Here is a 20,888-nt window from a genome sequence, read left to right as displayed (position 1 = left end):
TGGGAAACGAGAACGGGACGGGGTAGGGAAGCCGTGATGCGTGAAACGAAAGCCTTCGGCTGGCTTGCCCCGATTCTTCAACCGCTCCGCCCCACCTTCCGGGAAGCAGCGCTGCTGTCGCTGTTCGTCAATCTGGTGGCCCTGGCCGTGCCGGTCTTCGTTCTGCAGGTCTATGACCGGGTGGTCTTCCATGCCGGCATGACCACCCTGCAGGGCCTGGTGATCGGCATGACGGCGCTGCTGGTCTTCGACTTCATCCTGCGCCAGGCCCGCTCGCGGTTGATGCAGCGCGTGGCCTTGCGTATCGACGTGCAGGTGGGCGAGCGTCTGTTCGCCAAGCTGATGGCCCTGCCGCTGCGCAGCCTGGAGGGCCGTCCCGCCAGTTTCTGGCAGATGCTGTTCCGCGACGTGGACACGGTGCGCAATACCTTGTCAGGGCCAACGGCGGTACTGGCCCTGGATCTGCCCTTCGCTTTTCTGTTCCTGGCGATCATCTTCCTGATTGCTCCCCCCCTGGCCTGGGTCTTCGTCGCCATGGCGGTGGCCTTCACGCTGCTGGCCTGGTATTCGGGCCGCGTGCTGCACAATGAAGGATTGCGCGAGCAGCAGGGACAAGCCAAGCGCGACGCCTTGGTGGCCGAGATCGTCGCCGGGCGCGGCACGGTCAAGGCGCTGGCCCTGGACCGGGCATTGCGCCCGTTATGGGAAGACCGTCAGGCGGCGACCATCAATACCTCCATCCAGCGCGGCGGCCTGTCGGATGGCTTCATCAATCTCAGCGCCGTTCTGGCCCTGGTTTCGACGGTGCTGCTGACCACCGTGGGGGCCGTGTTCATCGTCGAGCAGCAACTGACCATCGGTGCCTTGGTCGCCAGCAACATGCTGGCCGCCCGCCTGATCGCCCCCATGGGACAACTGGTCGGAGGGTGGCGGGCGGTGAATGCCTTTCGCCAGTCATTGCAGCGTCTGGGCCGGGTCTTCGCCGAAGCCGAAGACCGTACGGAAAGCACCCTGGCCCATGAGCGGCCGAAGGGTGAAGTGGCGCTGGAGAATTTGAGCTTCGCCTATGATCCCGATGCCAAGCCGGTCTTCTCGGGCATCACCTGCCGCATTCCGCTAGGCATCACGGCCATCGTCGGGCGCAACGGCAGCGGCAAGACCACCCTGCTGAAGCTGCTTCAGGGTCTCTATCGTCCGACGGAAGGCAGGGTGCTGCTGGACGGCGCCGATATCGCCCAGTTCTCGCGTTCCGAGCTGGCCTCCTGGATCGGCTACGTGCCGCAGGATTGCGTGCTGTTCGACGGTACCATCCGCGACAATATGGTCGCGGCGATGCCCGAGGCTTCGGACGAGGACGTCCTGCGCGCCGCGCGCATGGCCGGGGTTCATCACTATATCGCGAACCTGCCCGACGGCTATGGCACCGCCATCGGCGAGGCGGGCGCAAGGCTGTCGGGGGGGCAGCGCCAGCGCCTTGCCATCGCCCGCGCCCTGATCGGCCAGCCACCGGTCCTGCTGCTGGACGAGCCCTCGAGCAGCCTGGACCATCAGGCGGAAGAGGAATTACGCGATACGCTGGTGACGCTCGCCAAGGAACGGGCGGTGCTGGTGGTCAGCCACAGCCCCGTCCTGCTACCGGCTTGCCAGCATGTCATGGTGCTGGACGGCGGCAAGCTGGCGGCTTTCGGTCCCGCTGCGCAGATCCTGCCGCGCCTGATGGGAACGCGTCGTCCGGTCCCGGCCAATGGGGCTCAGCCGCAACGGGTGGTGCCGGCATGAGCCGTCTTGAGGAACTGACCCGCCAGCCCGGCCGCGCCGCTTGGCAGCGTCCGTCGCGGATCATCATGGTCTTGCTGACCGGTTTCGTCGCATGGTCGGCCTTCGCCCAGATTGACGAAGTCTCCTTCGCTGCCGGCAGCGTGGTGCCGGAAGGCAAGGTCCGGGTCATTCAGCATCTGGAAGGCGGCATCATCCGTGAAATCCATGTGCAGGAAGGCCAGACGGTCGAGGCTGGCGGCCCCCTGGTACAGCTCGATCTGCCGGTGGGCGGCATCAACCGCGAGGAATTGCAGGTGCGGCTGGACGGCCTGCTGCTGGCCCGCGCCCGTCTGGCGGGCGAGGCCGAGGGCGTCGCGCCTGTCTTTCCCCCCGAGGCGGCCGCGCGCCGCCCGCAATTGCTGGCGGCCGAGCAGAACAATCACCGGGCCCGGATGGAAGGACTGGAGAGCGCGCTGCGGGTTTTGCAGGAGCAGGTCCGCCAGCGCGAGATGGAAGTGCAGGAATTGCTGGCCCGTGAGCGGGCGGTGAATTCCAACCTGCGCCTGGTGCGCCAGAAACTCGCCATGTCGCGGGATCTGGTCAAGGACGGCCTCGTCTCGAAGATGGACCATGTGCAGCTTGAAAGCGAGGCCGACGCCCTGGAAGGCCAGATGAGCGTGTTCGGCCCGGCGATCCCACGCGCGCGTGCCGCCTTGGCCGAGATGGAGGGGCGCATTGAAGAAGAGCGGGCCCGTTTCCGCAGCGAGGCCCAGGCCCAACTGACCGCGACCGAAGTCGAAGTGGCCCGCGTCGAGGAATTGCTGTCCATCGCCACCGGGCAGAAGCAGCGCGCGCTGATTACCTCGCCCACTGCAGGGATCGTCAAGAATATGCGCTACCACACCATCGGCGGCGTGGTGCGGGCGGGCGAGCCGATCATGGAGATCGTCCCATTGGACGAGCGCCTGCTGGTGGAGGCCAAGTTGAGTCCGTCCGATCGCGGCTATGTGCGCGAGGGCCAGCCGGCACGGGTGAAGGTCAGCGCCTATGATTTCACCCGCTATGGCGCGCTGGACGGCACTGTCTTGCTGGTCGCCCCGGACGCCACTAGCGGCTCCGAGGGAGAGCAGTATTTCCGTGTTCTGGTGGAGACCGAAAAGGCCTATCTCGGCACGGCCGAGGCACCGCTGGCGATTGTTCCCGGCATGCAGACGGTCGTCGACATCAAGACCGGAACACGTTCAGTTGCGCGTTATTTCCTGCGTCCGGTCATCAAGTTGAAGGACGAAGCCTTCCGCGAAAGATGATGATGTCGCGGATGGTTTTTCAGCGGAGCGGGACTCCGTATTGGAAGTGAATATTTTTTGGCATAATTTTATCTTTTGGATAATGAGGCCGCTCAAGGGGGGCGCCAATGGCGAAGTCGTTTGAAGGTGTGATCAACGGCCTGACGGGTGAAACGCTGCCCGATTCGGCGCCTTTCGCGGTCCTCGACGCCTCTTCCGGTGCGCAGCTGGTGGTGCCTGGCGGCGATTTCCTTCTGACGGCGCGCTTCATTCGTGTCGGGCCCAACTTGGTCCTGGAAGGGGCGGACGGCACCCAGGTGGTGGTGACCGGCTATTTCCGCATGTCCCCGCCGCCGGACCTGATGACCGAATGGGGGGCGGTGATCCCCGCCGACATGGCCGAGAAGCTGGCCGGTCCTCTGGTGCCCGGACAATATGCCCAGGCAGGTGAAGCCCCCGATCAGCCCCATATCGGGGTGGTCCAGAATGTTTCCGGCAATGTCACCGCGCGCCGCGCCGATGGCAGTCTGGTGGTCCTGGAGGATGGTGCCCCGATCTATCAGGGGGACGTGATCGAGACCGGCGAGGACGGCTCGATCGGGGTGGTTTTCGTCGACCGTTCGACCTTCTCGCTCGGCCCCAAGGGCCGCATGATCATGGACGAACTGGTCTTCGATCCCGCCAGCCTGGAGGGCAGTTCGGCTTTCTCTGTGGTACAGGGTGCCTTTTCCTTCGTCTCGGGGCAGATCGCCAAGGCCAATCCCGAGGCCATGGTGGTGCGCACGCCGGTCATGACCATCGGTATCCGCGGCACCACGGTGGCCGGCTATGCCGCCGCCGAGGGCGAGGCGAACTATGTGACCCTGCTGCAGGATGAAGACGGCGGCACGGGCGCGATCATCATCCAGACGGGTGGGGGCTCCCAACTCCTGACCGCCAGCGGTCAGACAGCCGTGATCGGGAGCTACTTCTCCTCGCCGAGCGAAAACGTCTTTACGATGAGACCGGAGGAAGTGGCGGCGCGCTACGGCATCGCCATCGACTTCCGTCCGCAGCAGCCCCCGACAGTGGATCAGGTGCCTCCGCCGGTCCTGGGGCCACAGGGAAAGCAGCCTGATCAAGAACGTCCGCAGCAGGAGAGACAAGAGGGGGAATCGTCGGCGCTGCTTCCCAGGGAAGTTCTGCAAGCGATGCTCACGGCGCTACAGGCCCAGCAGCCGCTTCAAGAGGAAGCGGATGCACAACGAGTCTCGGAACTTTATCGGGAGGCCCTGGGGAGGGGGGCGGAAAAGGATTCGACGCAGGTGTGGCTCGAGAGCCTGTTGAGGCCGACACCGCGGCCGTCAATCATAGAGACCACATTGGCGCAGAATTCGTCAATATCATCACTGGCGTATAGAGGCGTGTTGACGGTGTATCCGTACACGCCTTCTCCAATACGAACCTCAATACTGATCCCAACGCTGCGCCCCACGAGCACGCCGGAACCGGCTGTGACGCCGAAACCGACTGTGACGCCGGAACCGACCGGGACGCCGGAACCGACCGGAACGCCGGAACCGACCGGGACACCGGAACCGACCGGAACGCCGGAGCCGACCGGAACGCCGGAACCGACCGGGACACCGGAACCGACCGGAACGCCGGAGCCGACCGGAACGCCGGAACCGACCGGGACACCGGAACCGACCGGAACGCCGGAGCCGACCGGAACGCCGGAGCCGACCGGGACACCGGAACCGACGGAGACGCCAGCACCATCGGAGACTCCGCTGCCGATCCGTGGAACGGATGGTGACGATTCTCTGGTTGGCACCGATGGCGACGATGTTTTCCTCGCAAGTCCGGGTAATGACATCATCGACGGTAAGGGCGGCAACGACTGGATCGATTATTCCGAGGCGCCGAACGGTGTCCTGATCGATCTGTACGAGGGCAGGGGGAATGCGGATCAGTGGGGCGAAGACCTCCTGATCAGCATCGAGAACGCCATCGGTTCTCGATATGACGATACCCTGGTCGCCGGTTTCGATACCATCCGTTTGGAAGGAGGGGCCGGGAACGATACTTATGTGGTTCCTTCCTTGCCCGCTCCGGGCCAAGTCCTCACCATCTTCGACGACGAAGGGGACGATGACGGTCTGGTTCTGTCGTCTCCTGTGGAAGGCGGACGGGTCGAGGAAAACCTGCAAGGCATTTCACGTGTTGGGGATGATCTTGTCATCACCTTCATGAGCGGCGGCTCGATCGTCGTTTCCGGCCATTACAGCGGCAATGCCGTGGAATGGTTGGCGATCGAACACGAGGACTTTTCCTGGGAGAAGTTCTTTTTGGCCACCGGCTATGTCGCCGGGGACGAGGGATCGTATATCATTGTCGGCCCCGGCGCGGGTGAGACGGCTGCCGTCGTCGGTGGTGCTTTCCACGATATTTTCTTCTGGAATGGCGGCAGCGGATCCTTCACGGGCGGTGGCAGCCTCTACGAGAGGGATGAAATCCATTTCGGCAATGCCGAGATCGGCATCGATGCCGATCTTTCCGCAGGGACGGTCAAGATCGGCGACATCACCGTCACGATCAGCGGCATCGATCAGGTTTTCGGCAGCCGCTACGATGATGTATTCGTCGGCAATAGCGGCAACAACTGGTTCTCGGGCATGGGGGGTAGCGATGTCTTCTATGGCGGAGGTGGCTGGAACGAGGTCGATTATTCCTGGAGCGGCGGCGGCATCGTCGTCGAACTGAACGATTATTCTGGCAGTGTCGGCTATTATGACGGCACGGACAGCCTGCAGGGCATCCAGGCTATCAGCGGCAGCCGCTTCGACGACACGATGGTCGCCACCGGCTCAAAGGGCGTCTACTTCAACGGTGGGGCCGGCAACGACACGCTGATCGGGGGCGATGGCGATGACTTGCTGGCCGGCGGCACCGGGCAGAACACCATCATCGGCGGCGGCGGGCACAATACCGCCCTCTTCGACGGCGAGATGAGCCAGTACACGGTGAGCTTCGATGGCGAGTGGCTGTGGGTCAGCGACGGCGAGAACGCCACCCGCATGAAGCAGATCCAGGAACTCCAGTTTTCGGATGGCAAGCTCAGCGTCTCGGGTACCGATCCGCTGGAACTGAACGAATTGCCGGGCTGGTATGAAGCCCCCAGCCTGACGACGCTGGCCAATGGGACGCAATTGGTGATCTGGCAGACGGTGGAGAATGGTGCAAGTACCGTCTGGGGCCGTTTCCTGGATATCGGCGGCAATCCCGCCGGATCGCAGTTCCAGATCAACAGTAGCAACAGCACCCATGAAAAGCCTGTCGTCACGCCCTTGGCCGATGGCGGATTCCTGGTGGTGTGGGAGGTAAAGGCCTCCTATACCGAGAACGAGTGGGATGTCTATGCCGCCCGCTTCGATGATGCCGGCAATCCCGTTGGTCCTCAGTTCCGTGTCAACGATACCTTGGCCGGTCATCAGGAAGGTGCCAAGGCGGCGGGCTTGGCGGATGGCGGCTATGTCATCATCTGGCAAAGCCAAGGGGACAATGCCTATGATATCTGGGGCAAGCGCTTCGCCGCTGACGGCACGGAGCAGACCGGCGGCGAATTCAGGATCAACCAGACCCTGGACGGTGACCAGAAAGCGGCATCCCTGACGGCGTTGCCTTATGGCGGATTCGCTGTGACTTGGCTTTCGGTATCGGCCGATGGTTCCTATGACCTGTATGGCCGTGTCTATCACGCCTCTGGGACAGGCGGCGAGGAGTTTGTCATCGCGTCCCAAGCTGCGGCACTCCCCCCTGTCATCGCCACCTTGTCCGATGGCGGTTTCGTGACTGTCTGGGTTGGGCAGAGCGGGACCGGCGAATACAGCCTGAGAGGAGCCCTGTTCGACAATGCGGGCAATGGGCTGGGCGACCAGTTCGTCATTGCCGATGGGGTGAGCGGGGAAACCGCGCCTGAAGTGGCGGTTTTGGCGAATGGCAGCTTCGTGGTGTCCTGGGGGAATGCCGATGGCGTCTATTACCAAATCTTCGATGCGGTCGGTATGGCGGAAAGCGAACCGCTGAAGGTCGCTTCGGCGGGGGCATTCGATTTTTCGATCACGCCCTCCGTCGATGGCGGTTTCGCCATCACCTGGAGTCAAGCCAAGGAAGGTGTGTCCGGCGAAACCCAGATATTGTCACGGCGCTTCGACGCCAATGGCGAGGCCCTGATCCAGGTCACGCCCAGCGCGGGTGGCGGCGAGGAGGGACGGACCATTGTCCTCTCGGGAAATATGCGCGTGGCCAATGGGGGGCCTGGCAACGATACGATCATCGGCAGCGACGGCAATGATGTCATCAATGGTGGCGCTGGGGCCGACAGCATCTTTGCCGGGGATGGCGATGACCGCATCTGGTACGACCCCGAAGACGTCATCGTCGATGGCGGACGCGGCTTCGATACCCTGATTGTTTCTTCCCTGTCTTCCGGGACCGAACTGAAAGAGTATTTCCGTCCAGGGGAGAAGGTGTTCGACATCGAACATCTGAACATCCTGAGCGGCGAGGGAAGCTTGAGCATCGACGCCGCTTCCGTGCGGGCTTTCTCGACGGAAACCGACGCCCTTGTCATTTCGGGGGGATGGCGTGGACTTCTTCATGATGCCGAACTGGGCTGGCAGGAGGGCGGCAGTGTCCTCTTCAACGGTACCAGCTACAACGTCTACACCAAGGATGGTGCGACATTATGGGTCGACCCCTCCATCCAGGTCTCCCTAGCCTCGCCGCCTGTCACGTCGGAGCCGCTTCTTTCGACGGAGCCCCGCAGCGAAGGCGACGGGACCATCTTCCGCATCTTGGGCATGCCGCCCATGGGGCAGGAAATCCTGATCGAGGGGGCGACGGAGGGGAATGACCAGCTCGACCTCGCTGCTTTGGGGAATCTGGATCGCGTCGCCAAAGGCCTGTACCGCGATGGCGAGGATCTGGTGCTGGAGTTTTTGGCCGGCGGCGTCATTCGCGTGAAGGACCATTTCGGAGCCGGTCAGGTGGAGTGGCTTTCCGAAGGCCATGATGCTGAACACGGCTCTTCCAGTGACTTCCGCTTGGCGAAGGGATATGAGGCGGAAGAAGGGTCAGCCAACCATATGTTCCTCGGCCCCCGCGCCAATGAACATGCGGATGTAATAGGCAGCCAATGGGGGAATGACATCTTCATCTGGCAAGGCGGCAGCGGCAGCTTTGAAGGCAATGGCGGATGGAACAATGAAGCCTGGTTCATCAATGCCGACCGGGGCATCTTCGTCAATATGGGTGGAACGGAAGTGCCTTATGTTATGGTCGGATACGATCAGGCCTTGGGCGATGAGTTCTATCGTGGCTATGACGGCGCGGCCGATTACGCCCCTGAGTCCGTGATTGTTCATCTGCATGACATTCACGGCATTCGGGGGACTTCCTATAGCGACCGATTCTATGGCGGCTTTGGCGATGATTGGTTCCAGGGCATGGGGGGCGGTGATTTCTTCGATGGAGTCGAAGGAAACAATACCGTCAGCTATAGCTGGCTGAATGCTGGTGGTATCAAGGTAGAGGTTGTCTGGGAAGAAGAATGCTCCTCTTATCCTCTCTACCTAGAAGTTACCTACGACCGCGGTTTCGGTCAGGAAACGGATATCCTGCAGAATATCCAGAGGATTGTCGGTTCCGATTTCAGTGATGAATTGCGGGTCCTGCCGATGACCTGGGATGGAGCCCTTTATGGCGGGGCCGGAGACGACCGCATCTGGTACAGCGAAGGGGTTCGGGAATTCGACGGTGGAAGCGGCTGGGATACCTTGGTCGTGGATAAGGGAACCGTCCAAGGAAATCTCAATTTCGGCCAGATGATGAGGGGAGAATGGGCCTCCTTCCGGAATTTCGAGGAAATCAGCCTGGAAGGCGAAGGCTATGTGACCCTGGTCGTGGGCAGCGATACGATGGAGATCTCCTCGGATCTGCGTCTGCGGATTTCCGGAACCGCTGGCCAGGTTATCAATGGGCAAGGGGAAGATCCCTGGAACTTCACGGGGACCCAGGTAATCGAGGGCGTCACCTACAAGATCTTCACCCGGGAGACGGGATGGGGCGAGGCGTATACCCTGGAGGTTCAGGACGGGCTGGATAGCACGATGCTGACCTTCGATCCTTGGACGATCGGGGGCGGCCAAGCGTGGTGGAGCAATGTAGACAACTGGAAAACCAACCTCGGTGATGCCGCAACGACGCTTCCTCCCGCGGGCCAGGATGTGAGGGTCGATGGCATGCAAAGTTCGGTTTTCCTGGATATGGATGCCGAGATCGGTACGCTGCATCTCAATTCGTCAACAAATTTGATTTTTATGGCGACAAGTGAGGGGGAGCCTTTTGTCACGGCCCAGTCCGTCGTCCTTACCGATGCTGCACGCTTGGACATCGCTGTAGGCAGCCTGACCACCGAGACATTGTTTGCCTCCGGATATGGCGGCAGCCTGAATATCAATGGGGATCTGCTCGTCACGCAGCGGGGGCGCCTCGAGTCGTTGTCTTTCTTGGAAATCGGGGAAGGCGGACGCCTCGGAGGCATCGGCAGTATCGAAATTCGCGAAACGGCAGTTTCTCTTACGGGTGGAGCCGCACTTGGCAGTTTCGGCGGCAGTGTCATTTTCCGCGGCGGCACTGACCTGGGCTTCGGCAATGGAAGCTATAGCATAGACGGTCAGGTCTTCTTTGGCCTCGACGGTGATAATGAGGTTTATGCCTTCCTGGAAGGGGCCGAGTTCCATGGGGAAGGGCGCCTCGTCAATTACGGACATATGGATATCGCGGAGGAGAACTCCTTCGTTGTCGATTTTGAAAACAAGGGCGCAATGTTCGTCGAAGCGGAAGGAAAGGTCGTTTTCGGGAATGGTCTGAAAAACAAAGGCCTTATCCATCTCGACTCCGCCGTCTTGGAGATCCAAGGAACTGGTTTCCAGAATGACGGCGTCCTTGATGGCACGGGGAGTATCTGGTTTTCGCCCACCGGATCGTGGGGAGAGTTCCTGAACAACGGGATCGTCAAGGTGGGCGATAATATCGGCAATCTGGCTTTCGACTTCGGCGCCGTGGGAGGAAGACTGAGCAGCAGCGCCACCGCGGAATGGTGTTTCCGGATTGCGGAGAATGGCAATCATTCAGTCAGTGTAGTGAGCGGCGATCTCGATCTGGGCGGCACCTTGTCCGTTGAGGTGGAGGGCGGCAACTTCGAGCCTGGGCAGTCTTTCCAATTGTTCACCCTGGAGGGCGGCGGGCAGATCGTATCGAACATCTTCCATCGCTATGAAGGTCTGAATCTGGGCAATGGTCTGGTGCTGGCGATCGAACACGGTGATGGCAGCCTTGATGGCATGGTCATCAGTGCTGAGGTGAAGCAAGGGACTCTTCTGCAAGCAGGAAGCTATCAATTCTCGGCCAATCCTCCGCAATATTCAGATGAACCGATTTATGTCGGTACCAATGCCGAGGGGCAGAGTTTCGACCTGTCCGGCACGGAAGGCCATATCGTCTATGGCGCGGTAGGGAATGATACCTTCATCATCGACAGCACAGGCTTCGGCCGCATTGATGGCGGCGAGGGCGAGGATAGCATCGCCTTTTCCGGTTCCTTGTCACTGCTGGACCCGGATCTCCATGGCTATGGCATCGACAATATCGAGCGCCTGATCTTCCGTGATGAGCAGAACCGTTTGATTCTGGACCACCAATCCGTCATCGGGGTGACCGATTCGCAGAACGTGCTGTTCATCGGCTCATCCTCTTCGGATGGACGGAATTTCGTGGAATTCGCGGATTGGGAGGATTGGGCGGCGGAAGCATCCGATCCGGTGGACGGCTATACCGTCTACACCCATTCCTCCGGTGCCAAGGTCATGATGGACTCGACGATCGAGCGGCAGGCTTACTCGCTAGGCGGTTAAGGCCTGGCGGTTGTTCTTTCATCGGATCTGGCTTGAGGCGCGGAGGTCGGCGGCGGCGCCGCTTTCGCGTTCTCCGGCCATGTGTTCGTCGCGGGCCTCGAACCAGCCGTTTTCCCAATGCAGATGGCGGCCGCTTTCGAAGCGATGGGGATTGGCGGTCAGGGGGAGACCTTGCAGGAAGGCGGCGTAGCCTTCGTCGTATTCCTTCAGGCCCGGGTCTTCGGGCTGGTCCTCGCCGTGATGGCGGTTGAGGAAATCGCGGAATTCGCGGAATTGCATCAGGACGGTATCGTCCACGCCCTGGGGATTTTCCGCCAGGATGCGGCGGCCCCGTTCGGTGATGCAGAAGCGTCCGTCATCCACCGGCTTCAGCAGCAAGGCCTCTTGAAGATAGATCCGGGCGGTATCCAGGCGCTCGCGCACTTCCTCGGCCGAGGCACGGGGCTGTTCGCCGGCGGCCTCCAGCATGGCGTTCAATTCGGCCACGGCATCGTCCAGTCCGGCCGCGCGGCGGGAGGCCACTTTCAGCAGGTTCAGCATCAGGTCGGGATAGCTCAGCAGGGGGAGCTGGTAGAAGTCCTGGTCGGTCATGGTTCCTCTCGTCTCAGCGCGATCGTCCGGCAGGCCCTTTCTTTCAGATGCGAAGAGGTGGGATGGGGATCAAGCATTCTTTCCCCGCCCGGGGATAGTCCTCCGCCGTCAAGGAGGGAACGAAGAAACGAAGGAGGCGTTGATTCCCCATATGCCGGTTGCCGGGGAGGAGACGGAAATGCCTCAAAGCCGCAATGATGCCTTGAGAAACGAGATGGTGGAGACGCAGATTGTCGCGCGGGGCATCAAGGACCGGCGAGTCCTCGACGCGATGCGCAAGGTCCCGCGCGAGATGTTCCTGCCCGAGGAGGCGGCGGACAGGGCCTTCGCCGACGGCGCGGTGGGGATCGGCCAGGACCAGACCATCTCCCAGCCCTATATCGTCGCGCTGATGACCGAGGCGGCGGGGCTGACCCCGCAATGCCATGTGCTGGACGTGGGCACCGGATCGGGCTATGGGGCGGCCGTCGCGGCACAGCTGGCCGATCAGGTCTTCACCATCGAGCGCATTCCCGAACTGGCCGATGCCGCCCGCAAGCGGTTCCACGACCTGCATTACGACAACATACACAGCCGTGTCGGCGATGGCAGCCAAGGATGGCCGGAACAGGCGCCCTTCGACGCCATCCTGGTGGCGGCGGCGGCATCCGTGGTGCCGGAGGCCTTGTGCGCGCAACTCAAGATCGGTGGGCGGCTGGTCATCCCCATCGGCAGCGGTGGCGGCCAGAGGCTGATGAGGATCGAGCGCAGCACCGCCCATGGTTTCCGCGAAACGGATCTGGGACCGGTGGCCTTCGTGCCGCTGCTCGGCGATTACGGGCCGCAGGCCGGGAAAGTGGACAGGGGCACGGGCGGGTATAATCACTAGAGGCGGTGAAAGACGCCGCCGTCAGCGTGAAGGAGCCCGAGGACGCAGGGCAGGGCCGGACCGGTTCCGTCCGGCCCTGCCGCCGCGTCAGCTTATGCTGCGCGGCTGGCCGCTATCCTGGTGCACATCCTTCTCGGCCTGACCGGCGAGTCTCTGTTCATGCTCGGAGACATCGCCCAGGGACAGCACGCCCACCAGCCGCTTGTCGCGGTTCAGAACAGGCAGGCGCCGGATCTGGGCTTCGCCCATCAAGGCGGCGGCTTCGTTGAGGTCGTCATCCTCGAAGCAATAGACCAGCTTCTCCGACATCGCCTCGCGGACCTTGGACTGATTAGGGTCCTTGCCCTCGGCCGTCGAACGCATGGTGATGTCGCGGTCGGTCAAGGTGCCGATCAGGCGGTCGCCTTCGCCCACGGGCAGGAAGCCGGTATCGATGTCGCGCATCATGCGGGCGGCATCGTAGACGGAAAGATCCGGCCCGATCACCTCTACCTGGGAATGCATCACGTCTTTGACCTGCATCGCTCCCTCCTTGGTCATGGGACGTCTGAAAGGATTAACCGAAGGAGTGAGCGAAGGTTCCCGGATCAGAACAGGCTTATCAGCATGCGTATCGCCGTCAGGAACAGGAAGAAGGCGAAGGCCTTGCGCAGAAGATTGGGGTTGATGGTATGCGCCAGCTTCGCCCCCAACGGGGCGGTCAGCATGCTGGCCGGAACGATCAGCGCAAAACCGACAAGGTTGACGAATCCCAGCGACAGGGGCGGCAGGCCCTCGCGGTCCCAGCCGCTGATGATGAAGCCGATGGCGCCGGGAATGGCGATGACCATGCCGATGGCCGAGGCCGTGCCCACGGCGCGGCGGATGGGATAGCTGAAGGCGCTGAGGATGGGTACGCTGAGCGTTCCCCCGCCGATCCCCATGACGGTGGAGAAGCCGCCGATGATGGTGGCGATCAGCCATTGCAGCGGCCGCGCCGGCAGGCTGGGGGCCAGGGCGGCGCCTTCCTTGCCCAGGACCATGTTCAGGGCGACGAGCATGCCCACGCTGCCGAAGATGGCGGTCAGCACCCGGCCGTCGGCCAGGCCGCCCAGCACGGCGCCCAGCAGTACGCCCAGCATCACTGCGGGCCCCCAGCTTTTCAGCAGGTCGGGGTCGATGCCGCCCCGCTTGTAATGCGAGCGGGCGGAAATGATCGAGGTGGGAATGATGGCCGCCAGCGAGGTACCCACCGCCAGATGCATCTTCACCGCCGGGTCGATGTTGATCAGCGTGAACAGATGGAACAGGACCGGCACCACAACGATCCCGCCGCCGACGCCCAGAAGTCCCGCCAGCAGCCCGGCAAACACGCCGGTCGCCAGCAAAGCGGCGATGAAACCCGCCAGCCAGACGGGGTCTAAAGTCTCCAAGGTTACTCTCCGGGATAGCTTGCGGCTGAATTTGGAGAGCAGATCATGCCCCGCCCGATGGCAATGGTCAAACCAGCCTTGTCACAGAATGGTTTTCGGTGATCTTAACCCCTCTGTCCTATCCTTTCGGTCGGGTCATACTCAGACAAGGAGGGTCAGATGTTGGGAATCGGTGCCGTCGGTTTTGTCGTGGGAATCATGGTCATGGCTCTGGGCGTCTGGGCCCTGTCCATGTGGCGCCAGCATGCCCAGGAAAACCACGCGCAAGGTAATCTGCAGGCCGGTTTCGACCGCGCCCGCCGTGTCCGCTTCACCGGTACGGGCGAGCAGGGCCATTACTACGGCGTCTATACCGATTACGTCTCGCGCGGATAACCGCGTCGGCGTGACGGGGCGGCTCAGCTGCCGAAATTGAAGCTGAGCTGCTCTTCGTCCTCGGTGCCGCGCGGGTCCAGTTCCGTGGCCATCAGGCTGGTGCGCGGCAGCGGGCGGAAGGGGGCTTGTTCCTCGGCCGGCGGGCTGGCGCGGCGGGTCATGCGCCACAGGCCGTAGATGCCCAGCGCGGCGCCGACGAGCGCGGTGAAGAGGAACAGGCCCGACGGCCCCACGGCTTCCATGAAGGCGGCCGCGCTCAAGGGGCCGATGGTGGCCCCGAGGCTGTAGGACAGCAGCAGTCCGCCGCTGACCGGCACCACGTCTTCCGGCCCGATGAAGTCGTTGGCATGGGCGACGCAGAGCGGATAGAGCGTGAAATTGGCGCCGCCGAACAGGGCGGCCAGTACCAGCAGCGCCGTGATGTTCTCCCCCACCTGGGTCAGGGCCAGGCTGACCAGCAGGATGCCCCCGCACAGGGCGACGATGACCTTGCGGCGGTCGAACAGGTCCGATCCCCGGCCGATGGGAAATTGCAGCAGCAGTCCGCCCATGATGGCGGCGGCCATCAATTGCGCCGTGCCGCTGACGGGCAGGCCGATCTCGTGGGCGAAGATCGGGCCGATGCCGTAGAAGGACCCTACCGTCAGCCCCGAGGCGAAGGCCCCGGCGACGCCGAGCGGCGAAATCTCGTAGAGCCGGCGGAAGCTCAGGCGCGACGGCTGGGGCGTCGCCGGGGCCGTCACCTTCGTCGCTGCCACCGGCACCAGGGCCACCGACAGCAGGATCGAGGCCAGCACGAACAGGCCGAAGCCGCTGGGGTCGTGCAGGTTCAGCAGGAACTGCCCGGCGCCTTGCGCCATGTAGACGGTGACCATGTACATCGACAGCACCAAGCCGCGCGTGCGGTTGTCCGCCTGCTGATTGAGCCAGCTTTCCGTCACCATGAACAGCCCGGCCATGCAGACGCCTTCCAGCATGCGCAGCGCCGCCCAGGGCGCCGGGGCGACGTAATAGCCATGGGCCAGCGTCGCCGCTGAAAAGACCGAGGCGAAGACCGAGAAGGCGCGGATATGCCCCACCGCCTCGATCAGCCGGTTGCCGTAAAGCGACCCGATGACCAGCCCCAGGAAATAGGACGACATCACGAGGCCGTTCAGGAAAGACGGGATGCCCGCATCGGCAAGTCGTATGCCGATTAGGGTACCCAGCATGCCACTGCCCAAAAGCATTAATCCGACTGCGACCAGCAAAGCGGCGATGGGGGCAATGGCTTGGCGCATGGAACTCCCGGGAGGCGGAATAGCAGAAGGAATAATAGGCGCTTGCTGCTGTTCAAGATGTGCCGGGACGGGTCTGTGATCAAGGCGATATATCTCATACGGAATGGGCAGAAATAACATCACCAGAAGGATGCGTAGGCATAATTGGAATATTAGGGGTTGATCCCTGGGCTTCGATCCGTATATTGGCAGCCATGCTGATGGAAATTCACCAGAATCAGCGTCAGGAAATAACTGTTCATCCTGACATTGATCGCGGGAGAAGGCATCGTATGTTAATGCCTCAGGCGGAAACGCTGATTCCCGCGATTGAATAAAGACTGCGCGATACTTTGCGAATGCTGGTGCGTGCCATTTGGGCGCGTGCGCTTTCACCCTTTTCTGAAACAGCTATGGAGCCGGTTCCGTGTCGAACGGCTTTCAAGCTGGCGCTTCGGCGTCTCTTGTTCTCCGCCCGCCCATCCAGGAAGATGGGCCCCGAATGTGGGAGTTGGTTCGTGCCGCTGGGACGCTCGATCTCAATTCCTGTTACGTCTATTTGATGCTGGCCCGGTGGCATGCCGCCACCAGTATCGTCGCCGAGGCGGCGGATGACGAAAACGGCCCCCTGGCGGGCCTGATTACCGCCTACCGCCTGCCCGAGCAGCCGGATCATCTCTTCGTCTGGCAGGTGGGCGTAGCCCCCGAATATCGCGGTATCGGCCTGGCCGGCCGCATGCTCGACAGTCTTGTGCGGCGCCTCGATCCGGCGCCCCTGATGGTGGAAACCACCATCAGCCCCAGCAATACCGCCTCTCAATCCCTGTTCCGCTCCTTTGCCCGGCGCTTTTCGGCATCGGTGACGGAAGAGATGTGTTTTCCCGAGGATCTGTTTCCCGGCGCCGGCCACGAGGCCGAGCTTCTGTTCCGGATCGGTCCTCTCAAATTTGGCTGAGGAGGAGTACCCTCTCATGAAAACTTTCGAGGAACTCGAGTCCAAGGTCCGTTCCTATGTCCGTGACTTCCCGACCGTCTTCACCAGGGCAACGGGCCATACCGTCTTTGATGAAAACGGCCGGCGCTATATCGACTTCTTCGCCGGCGCGGGCGTGCTCAATTACGGGCACAACAATCCGCTTCTGAAGGCGCGGCTGATCGATTACATGTCGCGCGACGGCATCGCGCACGGTCTGGACATGGCGACCGAGGCCAAGCGCGACCTGCTGAACACCCTGAACGACGTGATCCTGGCCCCGCGCGACATGAAGTACAAGGTCATGTTCCCCGGGCCGACCGGCACCAACAGCGTCGAAAGCGCGCTGAAGCTGGCCCGCAAGATCACCGGGCGTTCGATGATCATCGGCTTCACCAACGGCTTCCACGGCATGACCATGGGATCGCTGGCGGTGACCGGCAACAGCACCAAGCGCGGCGGCGCCGGCATCCCGCTGACCAATGCCTTCTCCATGCCCTTCGACGGCTATCTGGGCGAGGACGTGGACACGGTCGACGTGCTGGCGCGCTATCTGGACGACCGTGGCAGCGGCATGGACCTGCCGGCGGCGGTGATCGTCGAGACGGTGCAGGGCGAAGGCGGGATCAATGTCGCCTCCTTCGACTGGCTGAAGCGCCTGGAAAAGCTGTGCCGCAAGCACGGCATGCTGATGATCGTCGACGACATCCAGATGGGTTGCGGCCGCACCGGCCCGTTCTTCAGCTTCGAGCCCGCCGGCATCAAGCCCGACATCATCTGCTTGTCCAAGGCGATCGGCGGCTTCGGCCTGCCGCTGGCCCTGACCCTGTTCAAGCCGGAATACGACAAGTGGACGCCGGGCGAGCATAACGGCACCTTCCGCGGCAATAACCTGGCCTTCGTCGCGGCCACCGAGGCCCTGATGGCCTATTGGCAGGACGACGGCCTGGAAAAGGCCGTGCAGGAAAAGGGCGAGATGGTGCGCCTGCGCCTGGAGCAGATGGCCGACCGTTTCGACGGCTTGGTCGAGGGCGTGCGTGGCCGCGGCCTGGTCCAGGGCATGGTCTTCGGCGCCGAAGGCATGGCCTCGGCCGTCGCGCATGAGGCCTTCTCGCGCGGGCTGATCATCGAGACGGCGGGCTTCACCTCGAATGTGCTGAAGGTGATGCCGCCGCTGACCATCTGCGAGGAGGCCCTGGTCAAGGGCCTGGACATCCTGGAGGAAGCCATCGCCCCGGTGGCCCGCCGCGAAGTCACCCGCATGAATGCTCGGGCTGCCGAGTAAGGATTGAACGGGGGAAGAAAACGCCTGAGCGCTTGGCATGCTTCGAGACGCCCCTGCGGGGCTCCTCAGCATGAGGTTCGATAAGCCTCACCTTGAGGAGCCGCCTTGGCGGCGTCTCGAAAGGTGCAAGGCGGACCAAAAGCGTCTCGGGCGTCTTTTCCAGCCCGTTCTGCGTTCCCCCACTGACTTCCGAGAGATACGGAGAGAAAGAAGAATGATCGTCAAACGGCTTCAGGACGTGATCGGCACCGAAAACGACGTCGATACCGAAACCTGGAACAGCCGCCGCCTGCTGCTGAAGCATGAAGGCATGGGCTTCTCGCTGCACGACACCATCATCAAGGCCGGCACCGAAACCCTGATCTGGTATCGCAACCATTTGGAAGCGGTCTATTGCATCGAGGGTGAGGGCGAGATCGAGACCACCGACGACGGCAAGATCTATCCGATCTCGGCCGGGACCGTCTATGCGCTGGACAAGAACGACCGCCATCTGCTGCGGGCGACCAAGGACATGCGCATGGTCTGCGTCTTCAATCCTCCGCTGACGGGCCAGGAGGTCCATGACAGCGAAGGCGTCTATCCCTTGGTGAAGGAAGACGAAAACGCCGCTTGATCCATCTTCCCCCTCTACCAAGGTGGAGGGGGATAACCGGCCAGAAACGCAGGGCGCCCAGGGCGGCTTGCCGATCGCAATCTAACGTTCCTTGGTTCGCCCTCGTGTTCTGGTGAAGCTCTCCTTCCCCATGGAAGGAGCAATCAAGAATATGGGAAAAGGAGACTGAGCCAATGGACCGGATGGTCGATATCTACCCCTCGCGCATCTATGATCGGCCTCGGCTGATCGACCGCCAGGATCCGGTGGTCTATCCCGGCCGTTCCGGCCCGCTGACCGCCGACCAGTTGGCCTTCTTCGAGGAGAACGGCTATCTCTTCCTGCCCGCCTTCTTCGACGAGGAGGAGACGGCCAGGCTGGTGGACGAGGTCAACCGCCTGTGCCGCGAAAAGGCCGGTTCGACCGAGCCGGAAGTGATCCGCGAGGCCGGCGGCGACGATGTCCGCTCGATCTTCGCCATTCACCAGAGCGATCCCGTCTTTGCTTCCTTGTGCCGCGACGACCGGCTGGCCGGAGTCAGCGCCCAGATCCTCGGCAGCGACGTCTATGTCCATCAGTCGCGCATCAATTACAAGCCGGGCTTCCGGGGCAAGGAATTCTATTGGCATTCCGATTTCGAGACCTGGCATGTGGAAGACGGCCTGCCGCGCATGCGCACCGTCTCCTGCTCGCTGGCGCTCAGCGAGAACAATCCCTTCAATGGCCCGCTGATGGTCGTGCCGGGCTCGCACAAGACCTATGTGTCCTGCGTCGGCGCCACGCCCGAGCAGAACTACACCCAGTCCCTGGTGCGCCAGGAAGTCGGTGTGCCCGACGACGAGACCATGACCGAGCTGGTGCGCCGCCACGGCCTCGTCCAGCCCACGGGCCCTGCGGGATCGGTGCTGATTTTTGACTGCAATGTCATCCATGGTTCGGGCAGCAACATCTCGCCCTATCCACGCAGCAACGCCTTCTTCGTCTATAACAGCGTCGAGAATCTGCCGGTGGCGCCCTTCGGTCCCGAGACGCCGCGTCCCGGTTTCCTGGGCTCGCGCGACTTTACGGTGGTGAACCGCCAGCCTTAAGAGTCGGTCTCCATCCCCTTGTAAGCCCGGCCCTTGGCCTCAAGTCAGAGGCATGAAGGTCCGGGCTTTTTTCCTTTCCGTCCTCGCCTTTCTCTGCGGGGCGGTGATGCTGGCGGCCGGGGCGCAGGAACAGCGCCCCGAAGGGCAGCGCCGTGCGGTGATGCTGACCATCGAGGGCCCCATCGGCCCGGCGCTCGCACGTCATGTCATCCAGAACATCGAACGCGCCGCCGAACAGGACGACATCGCCCTAGTGATCCTGCGCCAGGACACGCCGGGCGGGCTGGACACGGCCATGCGCGACATCATCCGCGCCATCCTGGCCTCGCCCGTGCCGGTGGCCTCGTGGGTGGCGCCGCCCGGCGCGCGGGCGGCCAGCGCCGGGACCTATATCAGCTATGCCAGCCATGTCGCGGCGATGGCGCCCAGCACCAATCTGGGCTCGGCCACGCCGGTGGCGATGGGCGGCATGCCCGGCGGGCCGCCGGAGGAGGAACCGGCGGAAGAGGAGGGGGAGGAGGAAACCGTTCCCACGCCGCGCGGCCCCATGGAGCGCAAGGTGGTCAACGACGCCGCCGCCTATATCCGCGGACTGGCCGAGATGCATGGCCGCAATGCCGAATGGGCCGAGCAGGCGGTGCGTGAGGCGGTCAACCTGACCTCCAGTCAAGCGGTTGAGCAGCGCGTGGTGGATTTCATCGCCACGTCTCCGCAGCAGCTTGTCGGACAGGCCAACGGCCGCACCGTCACCCTGCGCGGCGAGCAGGTCACGCTGGACCTCGATGGCGTGGTGGTGGACGAGGTCGCGGTGGATTGGCAGACGCGGATGCTGGCCGTCATCACCGATCCCTCCATCGCCTATATGCTGATGCTGATCGGCATCTACGGCATCATCTTCGAGCTGTCCAATCCGGGCGCCATCTTCCCCGGGGTGATCGGCGCGACCAGCCTGCTCGTGGCGCTGTTCGCCCTGAACGTCCTGCCCATCGATTATGCCGGGGCGGCCCTGGTGATGCTGGGGCTGGCGCTGATGATCGCCGAGGCATTCGTGCCCTCCTTCGGCCTGCTGGGGCTGGGCGGGGCAGCCTTGTTCGCCTTCGGCTCGATCATGATGTTCGACATGAATGTGCCCGGCTTCGGGGTGCCCTGGCCGGTCATCCTGGGCGCCACGGCCCTGACGCTCGCCGTGGTGGTGACGGTGATGACCCTGTTCCTGCGCACGCGCAGGCGGCCCGTCCTGAGTGGTTTCGAGGAGATGCTGGGCGCCGAGGGCAGGGTGCTGACCTGGAGCGAGGCGGGGAAGGGCGAAATCCTGGTGCATGGCGAACGCTGGCAGGCCCGTGCCGCGCGTCCCTTGCAGCCTGGGGAAACGGTTGTGGTGCGCAAAGCCGAGGGCTTGGTGCTGGAGGTTGACCCCAAGAAACCGGACGAGAGGTGACC

At 62.8% G+C, this 20,888-nt stretch carries 14 protein-coding genes; 10 read left to right on the top strand and 4 right to left on the bottom strand.

All coding sequences use genetic code 11. The features are described from left to right. Positions 1-36: 36 nt before the first annotated feature. From EPD66_RS05415 to EPD66_RS05405, 3 genes are all read left to right on the top strand, one after another. Positions 37-1,779, top strand: a complete 1,743-nt coding sequence (locus EPD66_RS05415; RefSeq protein WP_142847467.1) for a peptidase domain-containing ABC transporter — start codon at positions 37-39, stop codon at positions 1,777-1,779. Then, positions 1,776-3,065 carry an HlyD family type I secretion periplasmic adaptor subunit gene (locus tag EPD66_RS05410; RefSeq protein ID WP_142847466.1) on the top strand — a complete coding sequence of 430 codons (1,290 nt, stop codon included), beginning with the start codon at positions 1,776-1,778 and terminating at the stop codon, positions 3,063-3,065. The genes EPD66_RS05415 and EPD66_RS05410 overlap by 4 nt, the downstream gene beginning before the upstream one ends. A gap of 107 nt (positions 3,066-3,172) precedes the next feature. After that, on the top strand, positions 3,173-11,002 hold the full coding sequence (locus EPD66_RS05405; protein WP_142847465.1) for a FecR domain-containing protein: 7,830 nt from the start codon (positions 3,173-3,175) through the stop codon (positions 11,000-11,002). An 18-nt stretch (positions 11,003-11,020) separates the two neighbouring features. Here EPD66_RS05405 and EPD66_RS05400 read toward each other — a convergent pair whose 3' ends face one another. Continuing rightward, the gene (locus EPD66_RS05400) at positions 11,021-11,593 is read right to left on the bottom strand and encodes a hypothetical protein (protein WP_142847464.1); all 573 of its coding nucleotides are present in this window, start codon (positions 11,591-11,593) and stop codon (positions 11,021-11,023) included. A gap of 178 nt (positions 11,594-11,771) precedes the next feature. Here EPD66_RS05400 and EPD66_RS05395 point away from each other — a divergent pair, with 178 nt between their 5' ends. Beyond that, the gene (locus EPD66_RS05395) at positions 11,772-12,461 is read left to right on the top strand and encodes a protein-L-isoaspartate(D-aspartate) O-methyltransferase (RefSeq protein WP_255448378.1); all 690 of its coding nucleotides are present in this window, start codon (positions 11,772-11,774) and stop codon (positions 12,459-12,461) included. Positions 12,462-12,548: 87 nt separating this feature from the next. Here the strand turns inward: EPD66_RS05395 and EPD66_RS05390 are convergent, their stop codons facing one another. Together EPD66_RS05390 and EPD66_RS05385 are read right to left on the bottom strand one after the other, a co-directional pair. Next, the gene (locus EPD66_RS05390) at positions 12,549-12,983 is read right to left on the bottom strand and encodes a CBS domain-containing protein (protein WP_142847463.1); all 435 of its coding nucleotides are present in this window, start codon (positions 12,981-12,983) and stop codon (positions 12,549-12,551) included. 65 nt (positions 12,984-13,048) lie between these two features. Beyond that, entirely contained in the window at positions 13,049-13,873 is an 825-nt protein-coding gene (locus EPD66_RS05385) for a sulfite exporter TauE/SafE family protein (RefSeq protein ID WP_142847462.1), read from the bottom strand. A 159-nt stretch (positions 13,874-14,032) separates the two neighbouring features. Here EPD66_RS05385 and EPD66_RS05380 point away from each other — a divergent pair, with 159 nt between their 5' ends. After that, positions 14,033-14,248 carry a hypothetical protein gene (locus EPD66_RS05380; RefSeq protein ID WP_142847461.1) on the top strand — a complete coding sequence of 72 codons (216 nt, stop codon included), beginning with the start codon at positions 14,033-14,035 and terminating at the stop codon, positions 14,246-14,248. Positions 14,249-14,271: 23 nt separating this feature from the next. On the opposite strand, the gene EPD66_RS05375 is transcribed toward EPD66_RS05380, so the two are convergent. Continuing rightward, positions 14,272-15,528, bottom strand: a complete 1,257-nt coding sequence (locus EPD66_RS05375; RefSeq protein ID WP_142847460.1) for an MFS transporter — start codon at positions 15,526-15,528, stop codon at positions 14,272-14,274. Positions 15,529-16,009: 481 nt separating this feature from the next. Here EPD66_RS05375 and ectA point away from each other — a divergent pair, with 481 nt between their 5' ends. From ectA to EPD66_RS05350, 5 genes are all read left to right on the top strand, one after another. Beyond that, a complete protein-coding gene (gene ectA, locus EPD66_RS05370; RefSeq protein ID WP_142847459.1) occupies positions 16,010-16,462 on the top strand; it encodes a diaminobutyrate acetyltransferase in 453 nt (150 codons plus the stop codon). Positions 16,463-16,478: 16 nt separating this feature from the next. After that, entirely contained in the window at positions 16,479-17,765 is a 1,287-nt protein-coding gene (gene ectB, locus EPD66_RS05365) for a diaminobutyrate--2-oxoglutarate transaminase (RefSeq protein ID WP_142847458.1), read from the top strand. 214 nt (positions 17,766-17,979) lie between these two features. Beyond that, on the top strand, positions 17,980-18,381 hold the full coding sequence (locus tag EPD66_RS05360) for an ectoine synthase (RefSeq protein ID WP_142847457.1): 402 nt from the start codon (positions 17,980-17,982) through the stop codon (positions 18,379-18,381). 173 nt (positions 18,382-18,554) lie between these two features. Further along, positions 18,555-19,448, top strand: coding sequence for an ectoine hydroxylase (gene thpD / locus EPD66_RS05355; protein WP_255448376.1), 894 nt, complete (start codon positions 18,555-18,557; stop codon positions 19,446-19,448). Positions 19,449-19,500: 52 nt separating this feature from the next. Further along, entirely contained in the window at positions 19,501-20,886 is a 1,386-nt protein-coding gene (locus EPD66_RS05350; RefSeq protein ID WP_142847456.1) for a nodulation protein NfeD, read from the top strand. Positions 20,887-20,888: the final 2 nt, after the last annotated feature.

Origin of the sequence: Telmatospirillum sp. J64-1 (assembly GCF_006980715.1) — a bacterium.
GTDB lineage: Bacteria > Pseudomonadota > Alphaproteobacteria > Rhodospirillales > Magnetospirillaceae > Oleiliquidispirillum > Oleiliquidispirillum nitrogeniifigens.
Note: the sequence above shows the minus strand (reverse complement) of the source record. Positions and strands in the feature narration are given on the sequence as shown.

Bases quoted from the DNA above. Each gene is read 5' to 3' on its own strand.
- EPD66_RS05375 (WP_142847460.1), bottom strand. From the start codon at position 15,528: ATGCGCCAAGCCATTGCCCCCATCGCCGCTTTGCTGGTCGCAGTCGGA.
- EPD66_RS05405 (WP_142847465.1), top strand. From the start codon at position 3,173: ATGGCGAAGTCGTTTGAAGGTGTGATCAACGGCCTGACGGGTGAAACG.
- EPD66_RS05400 (WP_142847464.1), bottom strand. From the start codon at position 11,593: ATGACCGACCAGGACTTCTACCAGCTCCCCCTGCTGAGCTATCCCGAC.
- EPD66_RS05380 (WP_142847461.1), top strand. From the start codon at position 14,033: ATGTTGGGAATCGGTGCCGTCGGTTTTGTCGTGGGAATCATGGTCATG.
- EPD66_RS05410 (WP_142847466.1), top strand. From the start codon at position 1,776: ATGAGCCGTCTTGAGGAACTGACCCGCCAGCCCGGCCGCGCCGCTTGG.
- ectA (WP_142847459.1), top strand. From the start codon at position 16,010: ATGTGGGAGTTGGTTCGTGCCGCTGGGACGCTCGATCTCAATTCCTGT.
- EPD66_RS05415 (WP_142847467.1), top strand. From the start codon at position 37: ATGCGTGAAACGAAAGCCTTCGGCTGGCTTGCCCCGATTCTTCAACCG.
- EPD66_RS05350 (WP_142847456.1), top strand. From the start codon at position 19,501: ATGAAGGTCCGGGCTTTTTTCCTTTCCGTCCTCGCCTTTCTCTGCGGG.
- ectB (WP_142847458.1), top strand. From the start codon at position 16,479: ATGAAAACTTTCGAGGAACTCGAGTCCAAGGTCCGTTCCTATGTCCGT.
- EPD66_RS05360 (WP_142847457.1), top strand. From the start codon at position 17,980: ATGATCGTCAAACGGCTTCAGGACGTGATCGGCACCGAAAACGACGTC.
- EPD66_RS05395 (WP_255448378.1), top strand. From the start codon at position 11,772: ATGCCTCAAAGCCGCAATGATGCCTTGAGAAACGAGATGGTGGAGACG.
- thpD (WP_255448376.1), top strand. From the start codon at position 18,555: ATGGACCGGATGGTCGATATCTACCCCTCGCGCATCTATGATCGGCCT.
- EPD66_RS05390 (WP_142847463.1), bottom strand. From the start codon at position 12,983: ATGCAGGTCAAAGACGTGATGCATTCCCAGGTAGAGGTGATCGGGCCG.